Annotated in this window: 27 protein-coding genes and 1 riboswitch; of the genes, 23 read left to right on the top strand and 4 right to left on the bottom strand. The window is 60.9% G+C overall.

Annotated features, from left to right (window positions below; translation table 11 throughout):
* Nucleotides 1–41 precede the first annotated feature (41 nt).
* From leuS to lipA, 13 genes are all read left to right on the top strand, one after another.
* Nucleotides 42–2,624 carry a leucine--tRNA ligase gene (gene leuS, locus ACP39K_RS07950; RefSeq protein ID WP_033641093.1) on the top strand — a complete coding sequence of 861 codons (2,583 nt, stop codon included), beginning with the start codon at nucleotides 42–44 and terminating at the stop codon, nucleotides 2,622–2,624.
* A 14-nt stretch (nucleotides 2,625–2,638) separates the two neighbouring features.
* Complete coding sequence (lptE, locus tag ACP39K_RS07945; RefSeq protein ID WP_016928771.1) at nucleotides 2,639–3,199, top strand: LPS assembly lipoprotein LptE; 561 nt, start codon at nucleotides 2,639–2,641, stop codon at nucleotides 3,197–3,199.
* On the top strand, nucleotides 3,196–4,230 hold the full coding sequence (holA, locus tag ACP39K_RS07940; RefSeq protein WP_016928772.1) for a DNA polymerase III subunit delta: 1,035 nt from the start codon (nucleotides 3,196–3,198) through the stop codon (nucleotides 4,228–4,230). The genes lptE and holA overlap by 4 nt, the downstream gene beginning before the upstream one ends.
* Nucleotides 4,220–4,882 (top strand): nicotinate-nucleotide adenylyltransferase, encoded by a 663-nt coding sequence (nadD, locus tag ACP39K_RS07935; protein WP_015376938.1) that lies wholly within the window; start codon nucleotides 4,220–4,222, stop codon nucleotides 4,880–4,882. Before holA ends, nadD begins: the two co-directional genes overlap by 11 nt.
* Nucleotides 4,883–5,076: 194 nt before the next feature.
* Nucleotides 5,077–5,394: a ribosome silencing factor gene (gene rsfS / locus ACP39K_RS07930; protein ID WP_016928774.1), complete on the top strand. Its 318-nt coding sequence runs from the start codon at nucleotides 5,077–5,079 to the stop codon at nucleotides 5,392–5,394.
* Between the two features lie 3 nt (nucleotides 5,395–5,397).
* Complete coding sequence (gene rlmH, locus ACP39K_RS07925) at nucleotides 5,398–5,868, top strand: 23S rRNA (pseudouridine(1915)-N(3))-methyltransferase RlmH (RefSeq protein ID WP_004940002.1); 471 nt, start codon at nucleotides 5,398–5,400, stop codon at nucleotides 5,866–5,868.
* 38 nt (nucleotides 5,869–5,906) lie between these two features.
* Complete coding sequence (gene mrdA, locus ACP39K_RS07920; protein WP_016928775.1) at nucleotides 5,907–7,802, top strand: peptidoglycan DD-transpeptidase MrdA; 1,896 nt, start codon at nucleotides 5,907–5,909, stop codon at nucleotides 7,800–7,802.
* Between the two features lie 8 nt (nucleotides 7,803–7,810).
* Nucleotides 7,811–8,923: a peptidoglycan glycosyltransferase MrdB gene (gene mrdB, locus ACP39K_RS07915; RefSeq protein WP_004940006.1), complete on the top strand. Its 1,113-nt coding sequence runs from the start codon at nucleotides 7,811–7,813 to the stop codon at nucleotides 8,921–8,923.
* Nucleotides 8,924–8,933: 10 nt separating this feature from the next.
* Nucleotides 8,934–10,019, top strand: coding sequence for an endolytic peptidoglycan transglycosylase RlpA (gene rlpA / locus ACP39K_RS07910; RefSeq protein WP_089184324.1), 1,086 nt, complete (start codon nucleotides 8,934–8,936; stop codon nucleotides 10,017–10,019).
* A 180-nt stretch (nucleotides 10,020–10,199) separates the two neighbouring features.
* The gene (dacA, locus tag ACP39K_RS07905) at nucleotides 10,200–11,411 is read left to right on the top strand and encodes a D-alanyl-D-alanine carboxypeptidase DacA (RefSeq protein WP_004940010.1); all 1,212 of its coding nucleotides are present in this window, start codon (nucleotides 10,200–10,202) and stop codon (nucleotides 11,409–11,411) included.
* A gap of 104 nt (nucleotides 11,412–11,515) precedes the next feature.
* Nucleotides 11,516–11,782, top strand: a complete 267-nt coding sequence (gene ybeD, locus ACP39K_RS07900; RefSeq protein WP_004940012.1) for a DUF493 family protein YbeD — start codon at nucleotides 11,516–11,518, stop codon at nucleotides 11,780–11,782.
* 134 nt (nucleotides 11,783–11,916) lie between these two features.
* Nucleotides 11,917–12,585: a lipoyl(octanoyl) transferase LipB gene (gene lipB / locus ACP39K_RS07895; RefSeq protein ID WP_015376934.1), complete on the top strand. Its 669-nt coding sequence runs from the start codon at nucleotides 11,917–11,919 to the stop codon at nucleotides 12,583–12,585.
* Complete coding sequence (lipA, locus tag ACP39K_RS07890) at nucleotides 12,578–13,543, top strand: lipoyl synthase (RefSeq protein ID WP_330764681.1); 966 nt, start codon at nucleotides 12,578–12,580, stop codon at nucleotides 13,541–13,543. Before lipB ends, lipA begins: the two co-directional genes overlap by 8 nt.
* A 93-nt stretch (nucleotides 13,544–13,636) precedes the next feature.
* Here lipA and tatA read toward each other — a convergent pair whose 3' ends face one another.
* Entirely contained in the window at nucleotides 13,637–13,852 is a 216-nt protein-coding gene (gene tatA, locus ACP39K_RS07885; RefSeq protein ID WP_048795289.1) for a Sec-independent protein translocase subunit TatA, read from the bottom strand.
* 218 nt (nucleotides 13,853–14,070) lie between these two features.
* Here tatA and ACP39K_RS07880 point away from each other — a divergent pair, with 218 nt between their 5' ends.
* Complete coding sequence (locus tag ACP39K_RS07880; RefSeq protein ID WP_161544478.1) at nucleotides 14,071–15,138, top strand: diguanylate cyclase; 1,068 nt, start codon at nucleotides 14,071–14,073, stop codon at nucleotides 15,136–15,138.
* 4 nt (nucleotides 15,139–15,142) lie between these two features.
* Here the strand turns inward: ACP39K_RS07880 and ACP39K_RS07875 are convergent, their stop codons facing one another.
* Nucleotides 15,143–15,568 carry a GNAT family N-acetyltransferase gene (locus ACP39K_RS07875; RefSeq protein ID WP_497008414.1) on the bottom strand — a complete coding sequence of 142 codons (426 nt, stop codon included), beginning with the start codon at nucleotides 15,566–15,568 and terminating at the stop codon, nucleotides 15,143–15,145.
* Between the two features lie 83 nt (nucleotides 15,569–15,651).
* A riboswitch (Fluoride riboswitch) is annotated at nucleotides 15,652–15,714 on the top strand.
* 79 nt (nucleotides 15,715–15,793) lie between these two features.
* Here ACP39K_RS07875 and crcB point away from each other — a divergent pair.
* The 3 genes from crcB to ACP39K_RS07860 all read left to right on the top strand — a co-directional run bounded on the left by crcB (nucleotide 15,794) and on the right by ACP39K_RS07860 (nucleotide 18,260).
* The gene (gene crcB, locus ACP39K_RS07870) at nucleotides 15,794–16,177 is read left to right on the top strand and encodes a fluoride efflux transporter CrcB (protein ID WP_016928782.1); all 384 of its coding nucleotides are present in this window, start codon (nucleotides 15,794–15,796) and stop codon (nucleotides 16,175–16,177) included.
* A gap of 289 nt (nucleotides 16,178–16,466) precedes the next feature.
* Nucleotides 16,467–17,063: a TetR/AcrR family transcriptional regulator gene (locus ACP39K_RS07865; RefSeq protein ID WP_016928784.1), complete on the top strand. Its 597-nt coding sequence runs from the start codon at nucleotides 16,467–16,469 to the stop codon at nucleotides 17,061–17,063.
* Nucleotides 17,064–17,069: 6 nt separating this feature from the next.
* Nucleotides 17,070–18,260 (top strand): multidrug effflux MFS transporter, encoded by a 1,191-nt coding sequence (locus tag ACP39K_RS07860; RefSeq protein WP_033641097.1) that lies wholly within the window; start codon nucleotides 17,070–17,072, stop codon nucleotides 18,258–18,260.
* Nucleotides 18,261–18,317: 57 nt separating this feature from the next.
* On the opposite strand, the gene cspE is transcribed toward ACP39K_RS07860, so the two are convergent.
* Nucleotides 18,318–18,527, bottom strand: coding sequence for a transcription antiterminator/RNA stability regulator CspE (gene cspE, locus ACP39K_RS07855; RefSeq protein WP_004940030.1), 210 nt, complete (start codon nucleotides 18,525–18,527; stop codon nucleotides 18,318–18,320).
* Between the two features lie 346 nt (nucleotides 18,528–18,873).
* Between cspE and ACP39K_RS07850 the strand changes: the two genes are divergently transcribed.
* The 6 genes from ACP39K_RS07850 (at nucleotide 18,874) to ACP39K_RS07825 (ending at nucleotide 24,792) form a co-directional block, all read left to right on the top strand.
* On the top strand, nucleotides 18,874–20,037 hold the full coding sequence (locus tag ACP39K_RS07850; RefSeq protein ID WP_033641098.1) for a M20 peptidase aminoacylase family protein: 1,164 nt from the start codon (nucleotides 18,874–18,876) through the stop codon (nucleotides 20,035–20,037).
* A gap of 189 nt (nucleotides 20,038–20,226) precedes the next feature.
* A complete protein-coding gene (locus tag ACP39K_RS07845; protein ID WP_244757999.1) occupies nucleotides 20,227–21,552 on the top strand; it encodes an LLM class flavin-dependent oxidoreductase in 1,326 nt (441 codons plus the stop codon).
* A gap of 26 nt (nucleotides 21,553–21,578) precedes the next feature.
* Nucleotides 21,579–22,499, top strand: a complete 921-nt coding sequence (locus ACP39K_RS07840) for an ABC transporter substrate-binding protein (RefSeq protein ID WP_004940036.1) — start codon at nucleotides 21,579–21,581, stop codon at nucleotides 22,497–22,499.
* Nucleotides 22,500–22,508: 9 nt separating this feature from the next.
* Nucleotides 22,509–23,036: a GNAT family N-acetyltransferase gene (locus ACP39K_RS07835; RefSeq protein WP_015376925.1), complete on the top strand. Its 528-nt coding sequence runs from the start codon at nucleotides 22,509–22,511 to the stop codon at nucleotides 23,034–23,036.
* Between the two features lie 31 nt (nucleotides 23,037–23,067).
* Nucleotides 23,068–23,955: an amino acid ABC transporter permease gene (locus tag ACP39K_RS07830; RefSeq protein ID WP_004940038.1), complete on the top strand. Its 888-nt coding sequence runs from the start codon at nucleotides 23,068–23,070 to the stop codon at nucleotides 23,953–23,955.
* A gap of 9 nt (nucleotides 23,956–23,964) precedes the next feature.
* Nucleotides 23,965–24,792, top strand: a complete 828-nt coding sequence (locus ACP39K_RS07825) for an amino acid ABC transporter ATP-binding protein (protein WP_015376924.1) — start codon at nucleotides 23,965–23,967, stop codon at nucleotides 24,790–24,792.
* A 36-nt stretch (nucleotides 24,793–24,828) separates the two neighbouring features.
* On the opposite strand, the gene ACP39K_RS07820 is transcribed toward ACP39K_RS07825, so the two are convergent.
* Entirely contained in the window at nucleotides 24,829–25,338 is a 510-nt protein-coding gene (locus ACP39K_RS07820) for a VOC family protein (protein ID WP_016928790.1), read from the bottom strand.
* Between the last annotated feature and the right edge of the window lie 79 nt (nucleotides 25,339–25,417).

The following is a 25,417-nucleotide window of genomic DNA, read 5'->3' as shown; positions in this document are numbered from 1 at the left end:
GACCGGGGCAACGGTTTACACCTACAGGACCACCGGCCGCCATGCAAGAGCAATACCGTCCAGAAGACATAGAATCGAACGTACAGCTTCACTGGCAAGAGAAGCAGACTTTCAAAGTTACCGAAGACGACAGCAAGGAAAAGTACTACTGCCTATCCATGCTGCCTTACCCGTCCGGCCGACTGCACATGGGCCACGTTCGTAACTACACTATCGGCGACGTGATCTCGCGCTATCAGCGCATGCTGGGCAAAAACGTACTGCAGCCGATCGGCTGGGATGCGTTCGGCCTGCCGGCGGAAGGCGCGGCGGTGAAAAACAACACCGCGCCGGCCCCGTGGACCTACGACAACATCGAATACATGAAGAACCAGTTGAAACTGCTGGGCTTCGGCTACGACTGGGATCGCGAAATCGCCACCTGCCAGCCGGAATACTATCGCTGGGAACAGTGGTTCTTCACCAAACTGTATGAAAAAGGCCTGGTCTACAAGAAGACTTCGGCGGTGAACTGGTGTCCGCACGATCTGACCGTGCTGGCCAACGAACAGGTTATCGACGGCTGCTGCTGGCGCTGCGACACCAAGGTCGAGCGTAAAGAGATCCCGCAGTGGTTCATCAAAATCACCGCTTACGCCGATCAGCTGCTGAACGATCTGGACACGCTGGAAAGCTGGCCGGAGCAGGTGAAAACCATGCAGCGCAACTGGATTGGCCGCTCCGAAGGCGTGGAAATCACCTTCGACGTGGCGGACAGCGAAGAGAAGTTGACGGTTTACACCACCCGCCCGGACACCTTCATGGGCGCCACCTACGTGGCGGTCGCCGCGGGCCACCCGCTGGCGCAACAGGGCGCGCGCAACAATCCGGCGCTGACCGAGTTCATCGACGAATGCCGCAACACCAAAGTTGCCGAAGCCGAAATGGCGACGATGGAGAAGAAAGGCATGCCGACCGGCCTGTTCGTTGTCCACCCGCTGAGCGGCGAGAAGCTGCCGGTGTGGGTCGCCAACTTCGTGCTGATGGAATACGGCACCGGCGCCGTGATGGCGGTACCGGCGCACGACCAGCGTGACTGGGAATTCGCCACCAAATATGATTTGCCGATCAAACCGGTGATCCTGAACCTCGACGGCAGCCAGCCTGACGTAAGCGCCGAAGCGATGACCGACAAAGGCGCGCTGTTCAACTCCGGCGAGTTCGACGGCCTGGACAATGAAGCCGGCTTCAACGCCATCGCCGACAAACTGGTCGCCAAAGGCGTCGGCCAACGCAAGGTCAACTACCGTCTGCGCGACTGGGGCGTTTCCCGCCAGCGTTACTGGGGCGCGCCAATCCCGATGGTGACGCTGGAAGACGGCACCGTGATGCCGACGCCGGAAGACCAACTGCCGGTGATCCTGCCGGAAGACGTGGTCATGGACGGCATCACCAGCCCGATCAAGGCCGACCCCGAGTGGGCGAAGACCACCGTCGACGGCCAGCCGGCGCTGCGCGAAACCGACACTTTCGACACCTTTATGGAGTCTTCCTGGTACTACGCGCGCTACACCTGCCCGCAGTATGACCAGGGCATGCTGGATCCGGCCGCCGCCAACTACTGGCTGCCGGTCGATCAATATATCGGCGGCATCGAACACGCCATCATGCACCTGATGTACTTCCGCTTCTTCCACAAGCTGATGCGCGATGCGGGCCTGGTGGATTCAGACGAGCCGGCCAAGCGCCTGCTGTGCCAGGGCATGGTGCTGGCCGACGCCTTCTACTACACCGGCAACAGCGGCGAACGCGTCTGGGTATCCCCGGTTGACGCCACCGTCGAGCGCGACGACAAAGGCCGCATCATTAAAGCCACCGATCCGCAAGGCCGTGAACTGGTCTATGCTGGCATGAGCAAAATGTCGAAGTCGAAGAACAACGGCATCGACCCGCAGGAGATGGTGGAAAAATACGGCGCGGACACCGTGCGTCTGTTCATGATGTTCGCTTCACCGGCAGAAATGACGCTGGAGTGGCAGGAATCCGGCGTGGAAGGGGCTAACCGCTTCCTGAAACGCGTGTGGAAACTGGCCTACGATCACGTGGAAAAAGGCGCGGTGCAGCCGCTGGACGTGGCGGCGCTGAACGAAGATCAGAAAGCGCTGCGCCGCGATCTGCACAAAACCATCGCCAAGGTGACCGACGATATCGGCCGCCGTCAGACCTTCAACACCGCGATCGCCGCCGTGATGGAGCTGATGAACAAGCTGGCCCGCGCGCCGCAGGAGAGCGAGCAGGATCGCGCGCTGCTGCAGGAAGCGCTGCTGGCCGTGGTTCGCATGCTGTATCCGTTCACCCCGCACGTGTGCTTCACCCTGTGGCAGGCGTTGGGTGGCGAAGGCGACGTGGACACCGCGCCATGGCCGGTTGCCGACGAGCAGGCGATGGTCGAGGACTCCAAGCTGGTGGTGGTGCAGGTGAACGGCAAGGTTCGCGCTAAAATCACCGTATCTGCCGATGCGACCGAAGAGCAAGTGCGCGCGCGCGCTGCCGAAGAGCATCTGGTGGCTAAATATCTGGACGGCGTCACGATTCGTAAAGTGATCTACGTTCCGGGCAAACTGCTTAACCTGGTTGTGGGTTAACACAAGGAGGAGTTGTGCGACAACGTATTCTGACGCTGTTGCTGGGGTTGGCGGTGCTGGTCACCGCCGGCTGCGGTTTTCACCTGCGTGGCACCACGCAGGTGCCTAATGAAATGAAAACGCTGATCCTCGACAGCGCCGACCCTTATGGTCCGTTGACGCGCGCGGTGCGTGAGCAGTTGCGTCTGAACGACGTGACCATCGTCAGCGATCCGAAGCGTAAAGACGTGCCTTCCCTGCGCATCATCGGCGCGACGGAAAGCCAGGATACCGCCTCGATCTTCCAGGACGGTAAAACCGCCGAGTACCAGCTGGTGCTGACCGTGCAGGCGCAGGTGCTGCTCCCGGGCCACGACCTGTATCCACTGTCGGTGAAAGTGTTCCGTTCGTTCTTCGACAACCCGCTGACCGCGCTGGCCAAAGACTCCGAGCAGGAGATCATTCGCCAGGAAATGCGTGAGCAGGCGGCGCAGCAACTGGTGCGCAAACTGCTGACCGTGCATGCGGCGGAAGAAGAAAACCGGCAAAAAGCCGCTGCCGCCGGCGAACGAGCGGCAAGCCAAACCGCACAATGATCCGTATTTATCCGGAACAACTTGCCGCGCAGCTCCGAGAGGGGCTGCGCGCTTGTTATTTATTGAGCGGCAATGAACCGCTGCTGCTGCAGGAAAGCCAGGATCTGCTCCGGCAGGCTGCGCAACAGCAGCAGTTCAGCGAGCACTACAGCATTTCCCTCGACGCCCATACCGACTGGGACGCCATCTTCGGCATCTGCCAGGCGATGAGCCTGTTCGCCAGCCGCCAGACGCTGCTGCTGATCTTCCCAGAAAACGGCCCGACGGCGCCGATCGGCGAACAGCTGACCAAGCTGGCCACGCTGCTGCACGAGGATATTCTGCTGATCCTGCGCGGCCCGCGCCTCACCAAAGCGCAGGAAAACAGCGCCTGGTTCAAGGCGCTCAGCCCGCACGGCGCTCTCGTCAGCTGCCAGACGCCGGAACAGGCGCAGCTGCCGCGCTGGGTCGCCGCACGCGCCAAGGCGATGAAGCTGGAGTTGGACGACGCCGCCAACCAGTTGCTGTGCTACTGCTACGAAGGCAACCTGCTGGCGCTGTCGCAAGCATTGGAGCGGCTGTCGCTGCTGCACCCGGACGGCAAGCTCACCCTGCCGCGCGTCGAGCAGGCGGTGAACGACGCCGCCCACTTCACGCCGTTCCACTGGCTGGACGCCTTGCTGGCCGGCAAGAGCAAGCGCGCCTGGCATATCTTGCAGCAGCTGCAGCAAGAGGATGTCGAGCCGGTGATCCTGCTGCGCACCCTGCAGCGCGAACTGCTGCTGTTGCTGACGCTGCAGCGCCGCATGGCTTCCGCGCCGCTGCGCACGCTGTTCGATCAGCACAAGGTCTGGCAGAACCGCCGCCCGCTGGTGACCCAGGCGTTGCAACGCCTGTCCGGCCCCCAGCTGCAGCAGGCGGTGCAGCTGCTGACGCAAATCGAGCTGACGCTCAAGCAGGACTATGGTCAGTCGGTCTGGCCGGAACTGGAAACCCTGTCGATGCTGCTGTGCGGCAAACCCCTGGCCACGAGTTTTAGCGATGCCCACTAATCCGGAACACCCCACCGTATTGCACGCGCTGTTCGGCGGCACCTTTGACCCGATCCACTACGGCCACCTGCGGCCGGTGGAGGCGCTGGCCGCCGAAGTGGGCCTGAATCGCGTCACGCTGCTGCCTAACCACGTGCCGCCGCACCGCCCGCAGCCGGAGGCCAATGCGCAGCAGCGCCTGAAGATGGTCGAGCTGGCGATCGCCGGCAATCCGCTGTTTGCGGTCGACGATCGCGAACTGCACCGCACCACCCCCTCCTACACCATCGAGACGTTGGAAACGATTCGTAAAGAGCGTGGCGCCGCCCAGCCGCTGGCGTTTATTATTGGCCAGGACTCGCTGCTGACGCTGCATAAGTGGCACCGCTGGCAGGCGCTGTTGGACGTCTGCCACCTGCTGGTGCTGGCGCGCCCGGGCTATAACGATCGCATGGACACGCCGGAACTGCAGCAGTGGCTGGAACGCCATCGCACCGCCGACCCGGCGCTGCTCAGCCGTCGCCCGCACGGCCACATCTATTTGGCCGATACGCCGGAGCTGGAAATTTCCGCCACCGAGATCCGCCAGCGTCGCCATCAGGGCCTCAACTGCGACGACCTGCTGCCGCGCCCGGTGCAGCGCTATATCGAGTTGCAGGGTTTATATCGCTAGCGAAAGGTGCGTGATATACTGCGCCGCTATTTTTCAGGTATCCGCTGAAAACCCCGGAAACCTTAGCTGGCCGGGCAGTCACCAGTTAGCTGGCTTTCAGCGGCAGCCTGCCGAAACCATTATCCGGTTACGCCGCGGCGCGCGCATTTTGCCCGCCGCAGCCGACTGAACAGAACACACCCGAGGGGGAACCTTTGCAAGGTAAAGCGCTCCAAGATTTCGTCATCGATAAAATCGATGATCTGAAAGGCCAAGACATTATCGCTCTGGACGTTCAGGGCAAATCCAGCATCACCGATTGCATGATCATCTGCACCGGCACCTCGACGCGCCACGTGATGTCGATCGCCAGCCACGTGGTGCAGGAATCCCGCGCCGCGGGCATGGAGCTGTACGGCATGAAAGGCCAGGAAGCCTCCGACTGGATCGTGGTCGATCTGGGCGAAGTGATCGTGCACGTGATGCAGGAAGAAAGCCGTCGCCTGTACGAGCTGGAAAAACTCTGGAGCTAAGCGGTGAAACTGCAATTGGTGGCGGTCGGCACCAAAATGCCAGACTGGGTGCAAACCGGCTTTATGGATTACCTGCACCGCTTTCCCAAAGATATGCCGTTTGAGCTGACCGAGATCCCGGCGGGCAAACGCGGCAAAAACGCCGACATCAAGCGCATTCTGGACAAGGAAGGCGAACAGATGCTGGCGGCGGTGGGCAAAGGCAACCGCATCGTTACGCTGGATATCCCAGGCACGCCGTGGGAAACGCCGCAGCTGGCGCAGCAGCTTGAGCGCTGGAAGCAGGATGGCCGCAACGTCAGCTTGCTGATCGGCGGCCCGGAAGGGCTGGCGCCCGCCTGCAAAGCCGCTGCCGAGCAGAGCTGGTCGCTTTCTCCGTTGACGCTGCCGCATCCTTTGGTGCGCGTCCTGGTGGCCGAAAGCCTCTACCGCGCCTGGAGTATTACAACAAATCATCCTTACCACCGGGAATAGCCGGTGGTGACCGTGACAGAGTGAAATAAAGCAGCGGGATGAAAATAGAACGTAACCCTTTTCGCGACTATACGGCTGAATCCGCCCTGTTTGTACGCCGCGCCCTGGTGGCGTTCCTGGTCATCCTGGTGCTGTCCGGCATCCTGATCGCCAACCTGTATAATCTGCAAGTGGTCCGCGTCGAGGATTACCGCACCCGCTCCAACGAAAACCGCATAAAGCTGGTGCCCATCGCGCCCAGCCGAGGCATTATCTACGATCGCAACGGCACCCCGCTGGCGCTCAACCGCACCATTTATCAGCTGGAGCTGATGCCGGAGAAGGTCGACGATCTCAAAGCCACGCTACAGGCGCTGCGCACGGTGGTCGATCTGACCGACGACGACATCGCCAATTTCGAAAAAGAGCGCAAGCGCTCACGCCGTTTCGTCTCCATTCCGGTGAAAACCGCACTAACCGAGGTGCAGGTCGCCCGCTTTGCGGTCAATCAGTTCCGCTTCCCCGGCGTGGAAGTGAAAGGCTATCAACGCCGCTACTACCCCTATGGTTCCGCCCTCACCCACGTCACCGGCTATGTGTCGAAGATCAACGACCGCGACGTCGAACGTTTGGACAAAGACGGCAAGCTGGCCAACTACGCCGCCACCCACGATATCGGCAAGCTGGGCATCGAACGCTATTACGAAGACACGCTGCACGGCAAAACAGGCTATGAAGAGGTCGAGGTCAACAACCGCGGCCGGGTGATCCGCCAATTGCACGAGCAACCGCCTTCCGCCGGTCAGGACGTTTACCTGACGCTCGATCTTGATCTGCAGCGCTATATCGAGCAGCTGCTGGTCGGCAGCCGCGCCGCGGTGGTGGTGAGCGATCCGCGCACCGGCGCCATCCTGGCGATGGTGTCCAACCCGAGTTACGATCCGAACCTGTTCGTGGACGGCATTTCCAGCAAGGACTATCAGGGCCTGCTGAACGATCCGAATCGCCCACTGATCAACCGCGCTACGCAGGGGGTCTATCCGCCCGCGTCAACGGTGAAGCCTTACATCGCGGTGTCGGCGCTGAGCGCCGGGGTGATCACCAAAAACACCGTGGTGTTCGATCCCGGCTGGTGGCAACTGCCCGGCTCGGAAAAACGCTTCCGCGACTGGAAAAAATGGGGCCACGGCCGCCTGAACGTCACCAAAGCGCTGGAAGAATCCGCGGATACCTACTTCTATCAGGTCGCCTATGACATGGGGATCGATCGGCTGTCGAGCTGGCTGACCAAATTCGGTTACGGCCAGTACACCGGCATCGATCTGTCTGAAGAACGATCCGGCCTGATGCCGACGCGCGAGTGGAAGCTGAAACGCTATAAAAAGCCGTGGTATCAGGGCGACACCATTCCGGTGGGCATCGGCCAGGGTTACTGGACCGCCACGCCGATCCAGATGGCCAAAGCGCTGAACACCCTGATCAACGACGGCACCGTCAAAACGCCGCACCTGCTGCAGAGCACCCGCGTCAACGGCGCGCTGGTGCCGTTCAAACAGGAAGAGAGCACGCAAATCGGCGATATTCACTCCGGCTTCTGGGAAATCGCCAAAGACGGCATGTATGGTGTGGCCAACCGTCCGAACGGGACGGCGCGCAAGTACTTTGCGGACGCACCTTATAAAGCCGCGGCGAAATCGGGTACCGCACAGGTATTCGGCTACGAAACCTACAACGCCCACAAACTGGCGGAGCACCTGCGCGATCACAAGCTGATGACCGCCTTCGCGCCGTTCAACAACCCGACGGTGTCGGTCGCCATCATTCTGGAAAACGGCGGCTCCGGTCCGGCGGTGGGCACCATCACCCGCCAGATCCTCGACCATATTCTGCTGGGCGACAACAATACGCAATTGCCAAGCGAGGCCCCGCTGCCGCCTGGCGTAGAAGGTGACTAAGGTAGAACATGACTGAAAGCCAACAAAAAGGCTCGATCTGGACCAAAATCCACATCGATCCGACGTTCCTGCTGCTGATCCTGGCCCTGCTGGTCTACAGCGCCTTCGTGATGTGGAGCGCCAGCGGCCAGGACATCGGCATGATGGAGCGCAAGATCGGGCAGATCGTCATGGGGCTGATCGTGATGGCCGTCATGGCGCAAATCCCGCCGCGCGTCTACGAAAGCTGGGCGCCCTATCTGTATATTTTCTGCGTGATTTTGCTGATCCTAGTGGACGCCTTCGGCCAGATCAGTAAAGGCGCGCAGCGCTGGCTGGATCTCGGCGTGGTGCGCTTCCAGCCGTCGGAAATCGCCAAGATCGCCGTGCCGCTGATGGTGGCGCGCTTTATGAACCGCGACGTTTGCCCGCCTTCGCTGAAAAACACCGCCATCGCGCTGGTACTGATCTTCCTGCCGACGCTGCTGGTGGCCGCGCAGCCGGATCTCGGCACCTCGATCCTGATCGCCGCCTCCGGCCTGTTCGTGCTGTTCCTGTCGGGCATGAGCTGGAAACTGATCGCCGTCGCCGCCGTCGCGCTGGCGGCCTTTATCCCGGTGCTGTGGTTCTTCCTGATGCACGGTTATCAACGCGACCGCGTGATGATGCTGCTCGATCCGGAAAGCGATCCGCTCGGCGCCGGTTATCACATCATTCAATCCAAGATCGCCATCGGCTCCGGCGGCCTGTCCGGCAAGGGCTGGCTGCACGGCACCCAGTCGCAGCTGGAGTTCCTGCCGGAGCGCCATACCGACTTTATCTTCGCCGTATTGGCCGAAGAGCTGGGGCTGATCGGGGTGTTGGTGCTGCTGGCGCTCTACCTGCTGGTGATCATTCGCGGGCTGATGATCGCCGCCAAGGCGCAAACCACCTTCGGCCGCGTGATGGTCGGCGGCTTGATGCTGATTTTGTTCGTTTATGTGTTTGTTAACATCGGTATGGTCAGTGGCATTTTGCCGGTAGTTGGCGTACCTTTGCCTCTGGTCAGTTACGGGGGTTCGGCGCTGATAGTGTTGATGGCCGGTTTCGGCATCATCATGTCGATCCACACGCATCGGAAAATGCTGTCTAAAAGTTTATAAGAGGTGAGTAATGCGTAAGGAATGGCTTTGGATCGGCGTCGCGGCGGTGTTGCTCTCCGCCTGTACCGCCCCGACCACGGAACAGCAAGCCCCTCCGCAGCCGTACAACGGCCCGGTGGTGGAAATCGGCGGCGTCGAGCCTCAATATGAACCCTATAACCCTAATAACATGCAGGATTATAAGGTTAATGGCGATACTTACCGCATTGTAAAAGATCCGCAGAACTTCTCACAGACCGGCCTGGCGGCCTGGTATGGCGAAGAGGCCAACGGCAACACCACGGCGCTGGGCGAGCAGTTTGACCCCAACGGCCTGACGGCGGCGCACCCAACGCTGCCGATCCCAAGCTATGTGCGCGTCACCAACCTGGCCAACGGCCGTCAGCTGGTGGTGCGCGTCAACGATCGCGGGCCATACACCAAGGGCCGCATCATCGATCTGTCGAAAGCTGCCGCCGATCGCCTCAACCTGTCCAACAACACCAAGGTCAAGGTAGATTTCATCAACGTGGCGCCGGATGGCACGCTGAGCGGCCCCGGCACCATCGGCACCATCGTGGCGAAACAGAGCTACGCCCTGCCGGCGCGCCCGGATCTCGGCTCCAGCGGCATGGGCACCCCTATTCAACAGGAGGCGCCGATCGCCAGCGGCGCGGCGGTGCGCCCGATCGATAACAGCACCCTGCGCACCGACGACAACAGCGCCCCTGCTGCCGGCGGCAATGCCGCCAACGGCCGCAGCGGTTTCCTCGGCGCGCCAAGCGCATTACCGGCCGGCGTGCTGGAAGGTTCCGAACCTGAAGTCGCAGCAGTGGCCGCACCGGTCGCGGCCGGCGCAGCGGCTGTCGGTACGGCTGCCGCCGCCTCTTCCGGCGGCTATGTGGTGCAGGTCGGCGCGCTGAGCAGCGCCGAACGCGCCCAGAGCTGGCAACAGAGCCTGAGCCAACAGTTTGGCGTCCCGGGCAAAGTAGCGGCCAACGGCAACGTTTATCGCGTTCAGCTCGGCCCGTTCAGCAGCCGTCAGCAGGCGGCCCAGCTGCAGCAACGCCTGGCGAGCGAAGCGCAACAACAGTCTTTCGTTACTGCTGCACCCTGAGCGTTAAGCCCGGCGGGCATTCACGGCCGATAAGCGGTTATTTAGCTGAAACATTTTCTTGCAGCTAAAAGGGCACTAACCGCAATTAGTCAGATGAATGGGTAATGCCTGCCGGGATCGCATCTGCTATAGTGTGGCTCGTTTTTTAACTTTACTTTCACGGATGTTGTAGTCCCGATCATGAAACAAGTAACTTCTTTTCGCTTAATCAAAAGCATCGCCCTCGGCACCGTTATCGCAATGAGCGCAGCCTCCGTTGCGCACGCCGATGACGTTAACATCAAAACCATGATCCCAGGTGTCCCGCAGATCGATGCGGAAGCGTACATCCTGATTGATTACAACTCCGGCAAGGTGCTGGCCGAGATGAACGCCGATGCGCGTCGCGATCCGGCCAGCCTGACCAAAATGATGACCAGCTACGTCATCGGCCAGGCGCTGAAAGCGGGTAAAATCGGCCAGGACGATCTGGTGACCGTCGGCCAGGACGCCTGGGCGACCGGCAACCCGGTGTTCAAAGGCTCCTCGCTGATGTTCCTGAAGCCGGGCGATCGCGTGCCGGTCTCCAAACTGACCCGCGGCATCAACCTGCAGTCCGGTAACGACGCCTGCGTGGCGATGGCCGACTACGTCGCCGGCAGCCAGGACGCATTCGTTAACCTGATGAATACCTACGTCAGCAAACTGGGCCTGCAGAACACTCACTTCCAGACGGTACACGGCCTGGATGCCCAGGGCCAGTACAGTTCGGCGCGCGACATGGCGCTGATCGGCCAGGCGCTGATCCGCGACGTGCCGGAAGAGTATGCGATCTATAAAGAAAAAGAGTTCACCTTCAACAATATCCGCCAGATGAACCGCAATGGTCTGCTGTGGGATAACAGCCTGAACGTCGACGGCATCAAAACCGGTCATACCGACGCAGCGGGTTACAACCTGGTGGCTTCGGCGACCGAAGGCCAGATGCGTCTGATCTCCGCCGTGATGGGCGGCCGCACCTACAAAGGCCGCGAAGCCGAGAGCAAGAAACTGCTGACCTGGGGCTTCCGCTTCTTCGAAACCGTGGCACCGCTGAAAGTCGGTAAAGAGTTCGCCTCCGAGCCGGTCTGGTTCGGCGATGCCGACCGCGTTGAGCTGGGCGTGGATAAAGACGTCTACCTGACCATCCCGCGCGGCCGCATGAAAGATCTGAAGGCCAGCTATGTGCTGAACACGCCGGAAATTCACGCGCCGCTGGCGAAAAACCAGGTGGTGGGCAGCATCAACTTCCAGCTGGACGGCAAAACCATCGACCAGCGTCCGCTGGTGGTGATGAACGAAGTGAAAGAAGGCGGTTTCTTCAGCCGCATCGTGGACTACATCAAACTGATGTTCCACCACTGGTTCGGTTAACGGTTGAAACGGGCGAAATTGCCCCCATATACTGAATAACATTAACTCCCGCCCCGGCGGGAGTTATAATTTATAGATTAGCTAGCACTCTGGAGCGCACGCACATGCAAAAAACTAAACTGAACGAACTGCTCGAATTCCCTTGCTCGTTTACCTACAAGGTGATGGGCCTGGCGCAGCCTGAGCTGGTTGACCAGGTAGTTGAAGTGGTGCAGCGCCATGCGCCGGGCGATTACAACCCGCAGGTTAAGCCGAGCAGCAAAGGCAACTACCACTCGGTTTCCATCACCATCAACGCCACTCACATCGAGCAGGTCGAAACCCTGTACGAAGAGTTGGGCAACATTGAAATTGTTCGCATGGTGCTGTAATTCCAGCATAAACCCCTGCTTATCAACCCGGGATGGCGCAGCGTCTTCCCGGGTTGCGCATTTTTGGTCAGCGAAAGGCTGGTCGCCAGCCGGAGCGCCCGGTATAATGGCTTTACCACTTCTGTAACCTGACGATGACTCTTTTGCAACCAGACAAGATCATTTTGCGTCAGCTGGGGTTGCAGCCCTACGCGCCTGTATCCCAAGCCATGCATAACTTCACCGACAGTCGTACCGAGACTACGCCGGACGAGCTGTGGCTGGTGCAGCATCACCCGGTATTCACCCAGGGCCAGGCCGGCAAAGCCGAACACGTGCTGATGCCCGGCGATATCCCGGTTGTCCAGAGCGATCGCGGCGGCCAGGTGACCTACCACGGGCCGGGCCAGCAGGTGATGTACGTGATGGTCGATCTGAAGCGCAACAAGGTCGGCGTACGCCAATTGGTCACGGCGATAGAAGATACGGTTATCAACACCCTCGCCCACTTCCGCCTCGCATCGCGCGCCCGTCCGGATGCGCCCGGCGTGTACGTGGGGGAGCAGAAAATCTGTTCGTTGGGTTTGCGGATCCGCAAAGGCAGCTCATTCCACGGCCTGGCCCTGAATGTGGCGATGGATCTCAGCCCCTTCCAACGCATCAACCCTTGCGGTTACGCCGGCATGCAGATGACGCAGGTCAGCGCGCTGGCGCCCGGCGTTGGCATTGAAGACATACACCCAATCCTGGTACAGGAATTTGTTCATTTACTCGGCTACCAGACGGTCGAGCTTCGTAACTGGAACCTGCACGATTATGAGTAAACCAATTCAGATGGAACGCGGCGTCAAATACCGCGATGCTGACAAAATGGCGCTGATCCCGGTCAAAACGGTGGTCACCGAACGGCAGGAGCTGTTGCGTAAACCCGAGTGGATGAAGATCAAACTGCCTGCCGACTCAACGCGCATTCAGGGCATCAAAGCCGCCATGCGCAAGAACGGCCTGCACTCCGTCTGTGAGGAAGCTTCGTGCCCTAACCTGTCCGAGTGTTTCAACCACGGTACCGCCACCTTTATGATCCTCGGCGCCATCTGCACCCGTCGTTGCCCGTTCTGCGACGTGGCCCACGGCCGCCCGATCGCGCCAGACGCCAACGAGCCGGAAAAGCTGGCGCAAACCATCGCCGACATGGCGCTGCGTTACGTGGTGATCACCTCGGTTGACCGTGACGACCTGCGCGACGGCGGTGCTCAGCACTTTGCCGACTGCATCTTGGCCATCCGCGCCAAGAGCCCGAACATCAAAATTGAAACGCTGGTGCCGGACTTCCGCGGCCGTATGGATCGCGCGCTGGAGATCCTCACCGCCACGCCGCCGGACGTGTTCAACCACAACCTGGAAAACGTGCCGCGCGTCTACCGCCAGGTGCGTCCGGGCGCCAACTACGAGTGGTCGTTGAAGCTGCTGGAGCGCTTTAAAGAAGCGCACCCGGATATCCCGACCAAATCCGGCCTGATGGTTGGCCTGGGCGAAACCAACGCGGAAATCATTGAAGTGATGCGCGATCTGCGTCGCCACGGCGTGACCATGCTGACGCTGGGCCAGTACCTGCAGCCGAGCCGTCACCACCTGCCGGTGCAGCGCTACGTCAGCCCGGCCGAGTTTGACGAGATGAAAGAAGAAGCGATGGCGATGGGCTTCACCCACGCCGCCTGCGGCCCGTTCGTGCGTTCGTCTTACCACGCCGATCTGCAGGCCAAAGGGATGGAAGTGAAATAACGCGTAATAGTTTGTTACGCTATAGACGGCGGAAACGCCAAAAAACGGATGTCCGCAAGGCATCCGTTTTTTATTGCGCGCCATCAGACGGAATTAAACGTCTTTCTTTTCGACGCTCTGCTGAGCGGACTGACTTTCGGCGGCATTGTTGCCGGCGGACGGCGGCGTGCTGTCGTCGCCCACCGCTTTTTTAAAGCCTTTCAGCGCCGCGCCAAGATCGGCGCCGAGCGTGCGCAGTTTGCTGGTGCCGAACAGTAAAATCACCAACACCGCAATCACCAGAAGTTTGGTAATGCTGATACCTTCCATACTCACCTTCTTATCATAGAGCGCTGCGTGAACAGCGAGAAAAACTGACCTTGCCTGCGAATATTTAGCGACTTTCCTTCGGCTCGCACAACCGCAACATGTAACAGAGTGAGATCCGTCGCAGGAATGCCACGCGCCCCCGCGGCGTGAATCCAAGACTATTCTTAGTTTATCACCCGCATGCTACGCTGCCGTGATGCCTATCAGGGAGATGCCGGATGTATATTGCACCACCCATTTTCGATGCCCGAAAATCCGGCCTCAGCTTCGCCAAACGCACCTATCTGCCCCGCGTCGCCGGTCTGGGGCTCGGCTTTATCTGCGTTTGCGCCGCGCTCTACCCCTTGGCTCCGCCCACGGCGGTCTGGCTATTGCTGGCCTTTCACGGCTTTCTCTGGCCGCATCTCGCCTATCGCCTGGCCTGCCGCGCCAAAGAACCGTTCAAAGCCGAGATCCGCAACCTCTTGATCGACTCCGCCTTCGGCGGCTTCTGGGCGGCGATGATGGCGTTCAACGCGCTGCCCGCCATCGTCATCCTGTCGATGATGAGCATGAACAACATCGCTTCGGCCGGCAAAGCGCTGTTTGTGAAAGGATTGGCCATTCAACTGACCACGGCGATGCTCACCGCCGCGCTGCTCGGCTTCCCGTTTCACCCGCACAGCACGGCGCTGCAAATCTATCTGTGCCTGCCGATGATCTACCTGTATCCGACGCTGCTTGGGCTGGTGACCTACCGCACCGCCAAACGACTGGCGGAAAAGAAACAAGAGCTGCAACGCATCAGCACCCGCGATGGGCTGACCGGCTTATATAACCGCCGCCACTGGGAGCACCTGCTGCATCGCCAGTTCGACAGTTGCCGCCGCTACCAGGATAACGCCACGCTGATTCTGATGGATATCGATCGCTTCAAAACCATCAACGACACCTTCGGCCATGCTTTGGGGGATGAGGCCCTGGCGGCGTTGGCGGAAGAGTTGCTGATCGGCATGCGCAACGTGGATATCGTCGGGCGCTACGGCGGCGACGAGTTTGGCGCAGTGCTGCCGAACACCAGTGCTGAACAGGCGGGAATCGTTCTGCGCCGCATCCAGCAGCGGCTGGACGCGGTCAGCTTCAAGGAGGCGCCGCAGCTGCGGCTGCAGATCAGCGCCGGTATCGCTGACTACCACCCCGCGCTGGGCGGCTATCTTGACTGGCTGAAAGCGGCCGACGGCGCGCTCTATCGGGCGAAGCAGAATGGCCGCAACCGGCTGGAAACGGCGGCGCCGCCAGGGGAGTAACTTACTAACTTAATATCTTGGCAAAATACTTCGGCGCTTCGACAAAGCCTTCGCGCCGGTAAAACGCATGCGCCCGCTCGCGGCGGCTGTGGCAATGGACTTCCAGCCGATCGCAGCCGCGACGGTGCGCCAGCGCCTCGCCTTCCGCCAGCAGTCGCCGCCCTACGCCCGCGCCGCGCGCCCGTTCGTCGACGCAAAAATAGCTGATGCGGCCAATGTCGCCGGCCAACGCCAGCTGCGGCAGAAAATGCAACGATAACACGCCCAACACCTGCTCCCCGTCCGCCGCCACCAGCAGCGCCTCATCCGGATGCGCCAACAGTTGCTGCATCCGCTGCGTCAGAAACGCCTCGGTGCCGGGATAATCCAGCGCCGTCATTAATTCAGCGATAGCGTGCCGGTCGCTCAGACGCGCCGTTCTGATTTCCATCCGTTTTACCTCGCAGAGTGTCGATACTACAAAATAGGCGGCGTTAGGTGTAACATCCACCGGGTGCGGCGAAAAAGGCCGTGCGGCACGCTGGAGATGACATTCCTCCCTAACCGCCTTCACAGGCTGATGATGTCTACGTAACCTCTCGGAGAGAGGCGCGTAGCGTTACGCCTGTCCCTTTCCGAGCCTCGTGAATTTCTCTGATTGAAAGGTAGTTGCCCCATGTTGAGCTCTTTACTGGCCGTATTTATCGGCGGCGGCGTCGGCAGCGTTTTGCGCTGGGCGGTAAGCATGAAAATGAATCCGCTGAACGCCCACATTCCGCTCGGTACGCTGATGGTCAATCTGATCGGCGGTTTTATCATCGGCCTGGCGATGGCGATTTTCACCCGCATGACGCATCTGGATCCCACCTGGAAATTACTGATCACCACCGGGTTCTGCGGCGGCCTGACCACCTTCTCCACCTTTTCGCTGGAGGTGGTATACCTGATGCAGGATGGCCGCTTCGGCTGGGCGCTGGCCAACATGCTGCTCAACCTGGCCGGTTCGCTGGCGATGACGCTGCTGGCCTTTATGCTGGTGATGTGGCTCAACGGGCGCTAAGCCCTTAATGTTTCCTTAATCTTGCATGCGCATAATCTCATCCAGTACCCCTGACTGGATGAGAAACCGCTATGTTTAGCCTGCCGAAAACCGCCGCCGAAGCGATTGCCGTTGCGCTGTGCGTCCTGATCGTCGCCGCCTTTATCAAATCCTACCTGTTCACATAAGCGCCTTTTCCCCGCAGCACGCGTTCACCTTGCGTCTTTCCGGCCGTTTACACTACAATTGAGAATGAACGTTCACACTCAAAAATGTGAACCCGGCTCACGCGTAGCAAAGGATCGGGCAGATGCTCCCCCCCAACGACAGTAAACAGGCCAAAGTGCAGGCTCGCCGCGATCAGATCGTCGAAGCGGCGAAAACCAGCTTTCGCCGCCACGGCTTCCACGCCGCCAGCATGGCGGAGATCGCCCAGGGCTCGCAGCTCAGCGTCGGGCAAATCTATCGCTATTTCGCCAATAAAGACGCGATTATCGAAGAGATCGTCAACCGCATCATCACCAACAAGATGCAGCGGCTGGAAAACCTTGGCGATCACATCAACCTGATCGCCGGCACGTTGGCGGCGCGCACGCTGTTTCAGCAGCCGGGCGAGAGCGAAACCGATCACATGCTGATGCTGGAAGTGACCGCCGAGGCCACGCGCAACCCGGTGGTGGCCAAAATGCTCAGCGATGCGGAAGCGCGGCTGTTTCGCCACGTGTGCCACAATCTGCAGCGGCTGTATCCCCATTTCAGCGCGGAGGAGATCGCCGCGCGGGTGGAGTTTATCGCCGTCATGAGCGAAGGCACCGGTTACCGTATCCTTACCACGCAAAAAGCCGATGCGTCCCTGCTGCGCGATCTGTATCAGCAGGCCATTTCTCACCTGTTCAGGAAATCTTAATCTCCCATGACCAAACACTTAGCCAGACAACGTCTGGTGTACGCCGTCGTGCTTGGCCTGCTGGCCGCGCTGGGGCCGCTGTGCACCGATCTCTATCTGCCCGCCCTGCCGGAAATGGCGGGCGAGCTGAATACCTCTACCGCCGCCGCGCAGCTCAGTCTGACCGCCGGGCTGCTCGGCCTGGGCGTCGGCCAGCTGATTTTTGGCCCTTACAGCGACAAGCTGGGCCGTATGCGCCCGCTGTTGCTGTCGCTGATCCTGCTGCTCGGCGCTTCGCTGTGGTGCGCGCTGGCGCCCACCATCGACCAGCTGCTGATCGCCCGCCTGCTGCAGGGCATCGCCGGCGCCGGCGGCGCGGTGATTTCCCGCGCCATTGCCCGCGATCTGTACGCCGGCCATGAACTGACCCGCTTCTTCGCCCTGCTGATGCTGGTCAACGGCCTGGCGCCGATCGTCGCGCCGGTGCTGGGCGGCGTCATGCTGCAGGTGATGAACTGGCGCGGTATCTTCGGCGTGCTGGCGGCCATCGCCGTACTGCTGTTCAGCCTGTCGGCGTTGAAGCTGCGCGAATCCCTGCCGGTCGAGCGCCGCAGCCAGGGCGGTATCCTGGCGATGCTGATGTCGCTCGGCGGGTTGCTGACCCAGCGCTATTTCATGGGCCTGTGCCTGACACAGGGCTTCGTGATGGCCGGCATGTTCGCCTATATCGGCGCTTCGCCTTTCGTCTTGCAGCAGATCTACGGCCTCAGCCCGCAGATGTTCAGCCTGTGCTTCGCCATTAACGGCGTCGGGCTGATCATTGCGGCGCAGCTGGCCAGCCGTCTCAGTTCACGTTGGGGGGAACGCCGGGTATTGAGGGGCGGGTTAACGCTGGCGGCCGTCGCGTCGTTGTTGTTGCTGTTGGCCGCCGCGCTGCATGCGCCGCTGGCCGTGTTGCTGGTGCCGCTGTTCTTCTCGGTGGCGGTGATCGGCATCGTCGGCCCGACCGCCTCTTCACTGGCGATGCAAAGCCAGGGGGACAAAGCGGGCAGCGCCTCGGCCTTGATCGGCGTGTGCATGTTCGCCCTTGGGGCCTGCGCCGTGCCGCTCACCGGGCTGGGCGGCACTTCGGGCCTGTCGATGGCGCTGACCATCGTCGGCTGTTACGCCATCGCCATCCTGCTGTTCAGCCTGTTGGCCCGCCGCAGCGACGCATAACGCGCCCAATAAAAAACCCGCTCAATGAGCGGGTTTTAAGAAATTCAGCTACGCAGCTTAGATAGCAGTAACGTTAGCGGCAGATGGGCCTTTGGCACCGTTCGTGATTTCAAACTCTACACGCTGGCCTTCAGCAAGCGTTTTGAAACCATTGCTAACGATGGCAGAAAAGTGAACGAAAACGTCCTTGCTACCATCTTCCGGAGTAATGAAACCGAAGCCTTTGGATTCATTAAACCACTTAACGCTACCTTTAATCTTAGACATCAAACTTACCTTTAACGTGAATGAAAGACACAAAACCTGTGTCGATTACAGTACAGCAAGCAGGCAAGATTTTGTCCACCACCGCGATCACAGAAATCCGATAAAGAGTGAAAAAATCCGTGTTGCCCGGTGTAAATGCATTGCACCGGTTGCGATACGTTACCGTTCCAGGCCAATCCTCTCCCTGCGCCGGCGAACAACGCGCGAACGCCCAAACTCGCCCGCTGACCCCAGCGTTGACGCCCCCATGCAGACGCAATCGCTATGAAATATAACCAGATGGTCTTTTTGCTTCTGCGCCCCCTGCACTAGGGTTAGGGTTTATTTCCCACTGTGAGCCAAGCCTATGACCAGCCAGTTGGCAGAAAAGATCATCGCCTATCGGCGTGAGCTGCACCAAAACCCGGAGCTTTCCAATCACGAATTCGCCACCACCGCCCGGCTGACCCGCTGGCTGCAAGAGGCAGGCATTCGTATTCTGCCGTTGGCGCTGAAAACCGGCGTCGTGGCGGAGATCGGCAGCGGCAAGGGGCCGATCATCGCCCTGCGCGGCGACATTGACGCCCTGCCGATCGACGAAATCGCCGACGTGCCCTTCAGCTCGCAAAACAGCGGCGTGATGCACGCCTGCGGCCACGACTTTCACACCTCGGTAATGCTCGGCGCCGCGCACCTGCTCAAAGCGCGTGAGGCCGAGCTGCCCGGCACGGTGCGCATCTTCTTCCAACCGGCGGAAGAAACCTTCAACGGCGCCCGGCACCTGATCGACGCCGGCGCGCTGGATAACGTCGCGGCGGTATTTGGCCTGCATAACGCGCCGGAGCTGCCCACCGGCACCTTCGCCACCCGCGCCGGGCCGTTCTATGCCAACGTCGATCGCTTCCAGATCAGCATCACCGGCAAAGGCGCCCACGCCGCCAAACCGGAACAGGGCGTCGATACCATCGTCACCGCCAGCCAGATCGTCGGCGCGCTGCAGACGCTGCCCAGCCGCAGCTTCAGCTCGCTGGAATCGCTGGTGGTGAGCGTGACGCGCATCGAAGGCGGCAATACCTGGAACGTGCTGCCGCAAACCGTCGAGCTTGAAGGCACGGTGCGCACCCACAGCGACGCGGTGCGCCGCCAGGTGCCGGATAAAATTCGCCAGGTGATCGACGGCGTTGCCGCCGCGCTGGGCGCGCAGGCCGAACTCCACTGGCAGCCGGGGCCGCCGGCGGTGATCAACGACGCCCATTGGGCGGCGTTCAGCAAAACCGTCGCCGCCGAGGCCGGCTACCGGGTCGAAGAGGCGGAGCTGCAAATGGGGGGTGAAGATTTCGCGCTGTATCTGCATCATGTGCCGGGCGTCTTCGTCAGCATCGGCTCCGCCAGCGAATTCGGCCTGCATCATCCGCGTTTCAACCCCGATGAACGCGCCCTGTTCCCCGCCGCACAATATTTCACACTGCTGGCGGAACGCACGCTGCAACAGCTCACTACCGCGCCAGAAAAAGCCCTCAGCAACGCCTGAATAACGTGAAATAGTATTTCCCCGACGCCGCAGATGCCGCGCCGGGGATTATTATTTTCGCTCGCCGTGATATTTGCAGTTTTCAACATTTGAATATGCTGTTTTGTTGTTTTACATCCCGTTGCCGCTCATCAATAGTGGACACATCAGACACCGCGCGCCTTTGCGGCGCATGACAGGATAATCACGATGAGCGACAACGCGAATAATCAACGGCAATTACGGCTGGGCGCCATTCTGCACGGCGCATCGGGAAATATGTCCGCCTGGCGCCACCCGGATGCCACCGCTGACGCCAGCATCAACCTCGAATTTAATATCGCCTCGGCGAAAAAAGCCGAACAGGGGAAATTCGATTTCGTGTTTGTCGCCGATGGGTTATATATCAACGAAAAGTCCATTCCCCATTTTCTTAATCGTTTCGAACCGCTCACCCTGCTGGCCGCGCTGTCCGCCGCCACCGATAAAATCGGCCTGGTGGGCACCCTTTCCACCTCTTACAGCGATCCGTTCACCGTCGCCCGTCAGTTCGCCAGCCTCGACCACCTGAGCAACGGCCGAGCCGGCTGGAACGTGGTGACGTCGCCGCTGGAAGGCTCGGCCAAAAACTTCTCGCGCAAAGAACACCCAGAACACAGCCTGCGTTACCGCATTGCCGGTGAGTTTCTCGACGTCGCCAAAGGGCTGTGGGACTCCTGGGAAGACGATGCCTTCGTGCGCAATAAAGCCAGCGGCGAATTTTTCAGAGCCGGGAAGCTGCACACCCTCAATCACCAGGGGGAGTTCTTCTCGGTGCAGGGGCCGTTGAACATCGGCCGCACGCCGCAGGGCCGCCCGATCCTGTTCCAGGCCGGCGCCTCTGAAGACGGAAAACGGCTGGCGGCCCAACACGCCGATGCGATCTTCACCCATCACGACACGCTGGAGCAGGCGCAGGATTTTTATCAGGACGTGAAGCGGCAACTGGTGGAACAGGGGCGCGAGCCGGACGACCTGCGCATCTTCCAAGGTATCAGCGTGATCGTCGGCGACGACGACGCGGACGTCGAGCGCCAATACCAGGAGACCGCCCGCCTGGTCAGCATCGAGAACGCCCTCAACTATCTTGGCCGCTACTTCGAACATTACGACTTTTCCCGCCACCCATTGGACGCCCCCTTCCCGGACATCGGCGATCTGGGGCAAAACAGCTTCCGCAGCACCACCGACGCCATCAAGCGCAATGCCCGCGAGCGGAACCTCACGCTGCGCCAGGTGGCGCTGGAAGCCGCTTCGCCGCGCCCGGCGTTCAGCGGCACGCCGGAAGCGGTGGCGGACGGCCTGCAACGCTGGTTCGACGGCGCAGCCGCCGACGGCTTCATCATCAGCGGCGGCACGCCCAACGCCTTCGGCCACTTCGTCGATCGGGTGGTGCCCATCCTGCAACAACGTGGCCTGTTCCGCCGGGCGTACCATGGCGACACGCTGCGCGAGCACCTGGGCCTGACGCGCCCGTTGAACAGATTCACTCAATAATAAGAACGCTGTCAGGGATACCCGCTATGCAAAAAACCGTTACCGCCGCCCTCGTGGCGGCCTTGCTGAGCCTGACCGGCGCCGCGCAGGCGGGCACCGGCATCGATTTACAGGCCAATGAAACCCCGATCCACGCGCCGAAAAACCCGCAGGCGATCGCCAAATTGCCGGCCGATTTCCACTTCGTGAAGCCGGGCCAATTCACCGTTGCAATCGCCGCGCTCAACACGCCGCCGCTGGCGCTGTTCGCCGCCGACAACCGGCGACTGATCGGCAGTGAAGTGGATATCGCGCAACTGGTGGCCGACAGCCTGGGCCTGGAGCTGAACGTAGTGCAAACCTCGTGGGAAGACTGGCCGCTGGGGGTAGTTTCCGGCAAGTATGACGCGGCCATCACCAACGTCACCGTGACCAAAGAACGCAAAACCCGCTTCGACTTCGCCACCTACCGCATCGACTCGCTCGGCTTTTACGTCAAAACCGGCGGCAAGATCGCAACGATCAAACAGCCTGCCGATATCGCCGGATTAAAGATCATCGTCGGCTCCGGCACCAATCAGGAAGCAATTTTGCTGGCGTGGGACAAACAGAATCGACAACAGGGGCTCAAACCCTTCCAGCCGATCTACGTGACCGACGATGCGGCCGCCACGCTGGCGATCCAGTCCGGCCGGGCCGATGCCTACTTCGGGCCGAACGTGCTGGGCGCCTATAAGGCGGCGTTGAACGGCCGCACCCGGCTGGCGGGCACGGTGGAAGGCGGCTGGCCCAAGGCGGCGCACATCGCCGTCACCACCCGTAAAGGCAACGGGCTGGTGCAGGCGGTGAATGAAGCGCTGAACGGCGCGATCCGCGGCGGACAGTACGATCAGGTGCTCAACCGCTGGGGCGAGAGCGTCGAACGCCTTGCGCAGTCGGAAATCAACCCGCCCGGCCTGGGCGATTAGGAGCGCGCGATGACGCAAGACACTTTCATTCAGACGCTGCCGACCGATCCGCTGATCGCCCCGGTGATCGAGGGGCTGTTCGGCGAATATCGCCAGCGTTACGGCGACTATTTTGGTGACCAGGAACCGGAACCGCTGGACCTGTACGCGCCGCCGCAGGGCGCCTTCATCGTGCTGCTGCGCGCCGGTGCGCCGATCGCCATGGGCGCCTTCAAACGCTATGACGCGCAAACCGCCGAGCTGAAGCGCATCTGGACCCGGGGCGATCTGCGCCGCCAGGGCCTGGCGCAGCGGGTATTGCAGCAGTTGGAAACGCTGGCGCTGGCGCAGGGGTATCGCCGGCTCTACCTGACCACCGGCTTTCGCCAGCCAGAAGCGGTGGGCCTGTACCTGAGCAACGGTTACCAGCCGCAGTTCGATCCCACCGTTGACAGCGAGGTTTACAGCCGTCCGCCCTACGATGGCCGCCTGCCGTTCCGCAAAAGCCTGATTGCAGAGGACGCGTGTTGTTGCGCGTCGGAAAGGAAAATCGCCTAAACCCCCTTTATCTGTAGTCAGGAGACATGACATGTCCAAACAAGAAGTCTTGAAAGTGGTGCCCGCCCGCTATCCGCTGCGGCTGATCGGCGCCCTGTTCTCGCTGTTTATTCTGGCCGCCATCGTGCAATCGGTGGCGGGCAACGCGCGCTGGGAATGGGGCGTGTTCGCCGAGTGGTTCTTCGCCCCGGCGGTGCTGGCGGGGCTGGGACAGACCCTGCTGCTGACGCTGCTCGGCACGTTGTTCAGCATCCTGTTCGGCACCCTGCTGGCGCTGGCGCGGCTGTCGCGCTCTTACCTGTTGGCGTCGCTGGCCTGGGGGTATATCTGGCTGTTTCGCTCGCTGCCGCTGATCCTGGTGCTGATCATCCTGTATAACTTTTCCTATCTGTACGACGCCATCTCGCTGGGCATTCCCTTTACCTCGGTGGTGTTCGCCAGTTACCCGACCATCGACATCCTCGGCCAGTTCGCAGTGGCGGTGCTGGGCCTGACGCTGGTGCAGTCCGCCTACACCGCCGAGATCATCCGCGGCGGCATTCTGGGCGTGGATTACGGCCAGCACGAGGCGGCGGCGGCGCTGGGCCTGCCGGGCTATCGCCGCACCTTCCGCATTATTCTGCCGCAGGCGCTGCGCTCCATTATTCCGACCGGCTTCAACGAGATCATCAGCCTGGCGAAAGGCACCTCGATCGTTTACGTGCTGGCGCTGCCGGAGCTGTTTTACACCATCCAGGTGATCTATAACCGCACTCAGCAGGTGATACCGCTGCTGATGGTCGCCACCGTCTGGTATCTGTTCATCACCACCGCGCTGTCGGTGATCCAATACTACATCGAGCGCTATTTTGCTCGGGGCGCGGTGCGCGAACTGCCGCCGACGCCCTGGCAGAAACTGGCCGGCTGGCTAAAACGTTAGGAGACCCGCATGTCTGAAGCCATTGATTATTACGCCTTGCCCGAACAGCCGGCGCGCAATCTCACCCCGGTGCCGGCGCGCGGCCTGATCGAAATCAGCAACGTCAGCAAGTTTTTCGGCAAACACAAGGCGCTGGACGACGTCAGCCTGACGCTGCAGCCGGGCACCGTAACCGTGATCCTCGGGCCTTCCGGCTCCGGCAAATCGACGCTGCTGCGGGCGATCAACCATCTGGAGCGCGTGGACGAAGGCTTTATCCGCATCGACGGCGACTACGTCGGTTACCGCCGCAAGGGCAACCGGCTGTACGAGCTGAAGGAAAAGGCCATTCTCCGGCAGCGCATCAACGTCGGCTACGTGTTCCAAAACTTCAACCTGTTCCCGCACCTGACGGTGCTGGAAAACATCATCGAAGCGCCGGTGGTGCACAAAATTCACTCCCGCGAACGGGCGAAGGCGGTGGCCTATGAACTGCTGGATACCGTCGGGCTGCGCCACAAGGCGGATGCCTACCCGCGCCACCTCTCCGGTGGCCAGCAGCAGCGCATCGCCATCGCGCGCGCGCTGGCGCTGAACCCGAAGGTGATCCTGTTCGATGAGCCGACCTCCGCGCTTGATCCCGAGCTGGTCGGCGAAGTGCTGGACGTGATTAAAGGGTTGGCGGATCTGGGCGTCACGCTGGTGGTGGTGACGCATGAAATCGGCTTTGCGCGCGAAGCGGCGGATCGGGTGGTGTTTATGGTCGACGGGCAGATCGTCGAGCAGGGCGACGCCAGGCAGGTGCTGGCTCAGCCGCAGCACCCGCGCACCGTTAACTTCCTCAACAAAGTGCTGTGATCGTCGGGGCGCCGCGGCGCCCCGCACCTGATCCGCTTACAGGCCGGCGAAACGCCGCTTCTCGGCGGCGAAATCCAGCGGGCGAATTCCCTGCCGGTTTTTATCCTCTTCGGTCAGCAGCGCCGGCGGAATAAACCAGGTCACCTCAAACAGCAGTCCGTCCGGATCGTGGCCATAAATGCTTTTGTGTACGCCGTGATCCTCTTCCAGCCCGAGAATGCCGCGTTCGGCCAGCTGGTGACGAATGCGCTCCAGCTCTTCCAGACTGTCCACTTCCCAGGCCAGATGGTACAGCCCGGCCGGTGGCTCATGCTCTGCCGGCGGCTCGTTGTTGGCGCGAAACACCCCGGCGCGCTGCTGGCCCAGATTCTTGCTGAACAGCGCCAAATCGTGATCGTTGTCCGAATCGGCGGCCTGGGTAAATACCGCCCGGTCGGGGCTGTCGGACGGCTTCAGCTTGAAGCCCAAGACCTGATGATAAAAGTCGGCGCTCTGCCGCACGTCGCTGACATACAGCACGGCGTGATTGAGACGTTTGATGCCCATCGATATTCCTTTTTCGCATTGAATGAAGTCAGCATGAACATAGCATGTGGGGGGAAAGCCGCTAAATGCCGTTATCGCA

This window comes from Serratia sp. EC4, from assembly GCF_059652115.1.
The sequence above is the reverse complement of the archived record's forward strand: the minus strand, read 5'-3'. Positions and strand labels throughout refer to the sequence as shown.